This window comes from Streptomyces sp. NPDC093801 (genome assembly GCF_040701585.1).
In the GTDB taxonomy this organism is placed as follows: Bacteria; Actinomycetota; Actinomycetes; order Streptomycetales; family Streptomycetaceae; genus Streptomyces.
On record NZ_JBFBDP010000104.1, the window covers coordinates 1 to 2,536 of the forward strand.

Consider the following 2,536-nt stretch of genomic DNA (forward strand, 5'->3'; position numbering starts at 1 on the left):
GCGTGGTGACGATCCCCTTCGGAACACCCGTGGATCCCGACGTGTACATCACATACGCCGCCTGATCCGGCAGACAGCGCACCGGCAGCAGACCCACAGCCCCCGTCGCCCCGGAGACGAGGATGACCTCCGTGCCTTGCTCCGCCACCTCCCGCGGAAGGGTGTGACCGCTCAACGCGTCGTCCACCAGGAGCAGCCGCGCACCGGTGTCCCGGAACACCGCCTCCAAGCGGGAACCGGGAGACCGGACATCCAGCGGCACGTACGCGCCACCGGCCTTCAGCACCGCCAGCAGCGCCACCACCAGATCCGCGGAGCGTTCCATCAGGACACCGACGAGCGTCTCCGCACCCACACCACGCTGAACGAGCAACCCGGCCAGCCGGTCCGCGCGAGCGTTGAGCTCCGCGTAGCTGAGCTCGACGTCCCCGAACACGACCGCGGTCGCCTCCGGCGTGCGCGCCGCCTGAGCCTCGAACATCTCGGGCAACGACGCCACCGGAACGTCCCGTGCCGTGTCGTTCCACTCACCCAGGATCCGGCGCCGCTCGGCCGCATCGAGCACGTCCACTCGGCTGGTACGCCGAGTCGGGTCGGTGACCGCTGCCCGCAGGACGCGGAGGAATCTGCGGGCGATGTCCTCGACCGAAGCCCGGTCGAAGAGATCGGCAGCGAAGGTCACATCCCCTCGAAGCCCGGCCGGACGGCCATCGGCGTCTTGCGTCTCGCTGAAAGCGAAGGAGAGATCGAACTTCGCCGACGCTTCACCGCCGGCCTGCGAACTGACCGTGATGCCGGGCAGTTCCAGTGCGGCCTGGGTGTTGTTCTGCACGGCCAGCATGACCTGGAACAGCGGATGCCGGGCCATGGACCGTACCGGGGCCAGGTCCTCCACCAGCCGCTCGAACGGCACGTCCTGATGCGCGAACGCCCCCAGCCCCGTCTCCCGCACCCGGCCCAGCAACTCGACGAAGGTCGGATCCCCGGACAGGTCGGTACGCAACACCAGCGTGTTGACGAAGAACCCGACCAGGTCGTCAAGGGCATCGTCGGTACGTCCCGCGACCGGCGCCCCGATCGGCACATCGGTGCCCGCACCCAGCCGCGAGAGCAGCGTGGCCAGAGCCGCCTGCAGCACCATGAACACCGTCACGCCCTGAGTACGGGCCAGCTCGGTTATGTGCTCGTGCAGTTCCGCGGGGACGTCGACCTGGATGGTGCCGCCGCGGTGTGAGGCAATGGCCGGGCGCGGCCGGTCCGTCGGCAGCGCCAGCTCTTCGGGCAGTCCGGCGAGCGTCTGCCGCCAGTACGCCAGGTGGCGGGAGATCACGCTGCCGGGGTCGTCCTCCGCCCCCAGCGATTCGTGCTGCCAGAGCGTGTAGTCCGCGTACTGCACCGGCAGTGGCGTCCACACCGGCGCTTCCCCCGTGCACCTGGCGGCATACGCACGCGCGATGTCGCGTGCCAGCGGTCCCATGGACCAGCCGTCACCTGCGATGTGGTGCAGCACGAGCAGCAGCACATGCTGGTCCGCACCCCATGCGAACAGTCGTGCGTACAGCGGAGACTCGACCGTCAGGTCGAAGCTGTGAGCCGAGGCATGCGCCAGCGTCTCGGCCAACCCCACCTCATCCGCCTCGATCAAGGGCAGATCGATGCCCAGCTCGTCCGGGGCAAGGATCTTCTGCTGCGGGGCACCGTCCACGGTCCGGAACACGGTGCGGAGTACTTCGTGTCGCGCAACGACATCCCGCAAGGCGGTCCGGAGCGCTTCACGGTTCAGGTCGCCCGTCAGCCGGAGGGCTACGGGGATGTTGTAGACCGAGTTCGGACCTTCCAGCTCGCCCAGGAACCACAGCCGTCGCTGGGCGAAGGACAGCGGCAGCACGTCCGGCCGCCGACCCGCCACCAGCGCCGGCCGCGCCTGCCCGGCTTCCGTCAGCCGGCCCGCGAGTCCGGCGACCGTCGGCGCATCGAACAGGGCTCGCATCGGAAGCTCGACGCCGAGCACGGAGCGGATGCGGCTGACGAGACGGGTGGCCAGCAGGGAGTGCCCGCCCAGCTCGAAGAAGTTGTCGCTCGTGCCGACCCGAGGTATGCCCAGGATCTCCGCGAACAGAGAGGACAGCACCTCTTCCTGAGGGGTACGCGGTGCCTGGTAGGAAGTACGCGCCTTCAGTTCCGGGGCGGGCAGGGCCTTGCGGTCCAGCTTGCCGTTCTGAGTCAGCGGGAGCTCGTCCAGTACGACGATCGCGGACGGAACCATGTACTCGGGCAGCAGACCGGACACGTCAGCGTAAAGTGGGGCAGCGTCCGCCGGCGTCGCATCGGAGCCCAGGAGGACGTATCCGACGAGGCGCTTGTCGCCGGGCGTGTCCTCGCGCACCAGCACCGCTGCCTGTGCCACGGACGGGTGTGCGGCCAGTACGGCTTCGACTTCGGCCGGCTCGACACGGAAGCCTCGGATCTTGACCTGGTCGTCGGCGCGCCCGACGAACTCCAGCTCTCCGGAACCGCTCCAGCGGACCAGGTCGCC

At 69.2% G+C, this 2,536-nt stretch carries 1 protein-coding gene; it reads right to left on the bottom strand.

Annotation, left to right across the window (positions count from 1 at the left end; genetic code table 11):
- Positions 1-2,536, bottom strand: a 2,536-nt coding sequence (locus tag AB0469_RS41020) for a condensation domain-containing protein (protein WP_366456710.1), incomplete at both ends; no start/stop codon positions are given.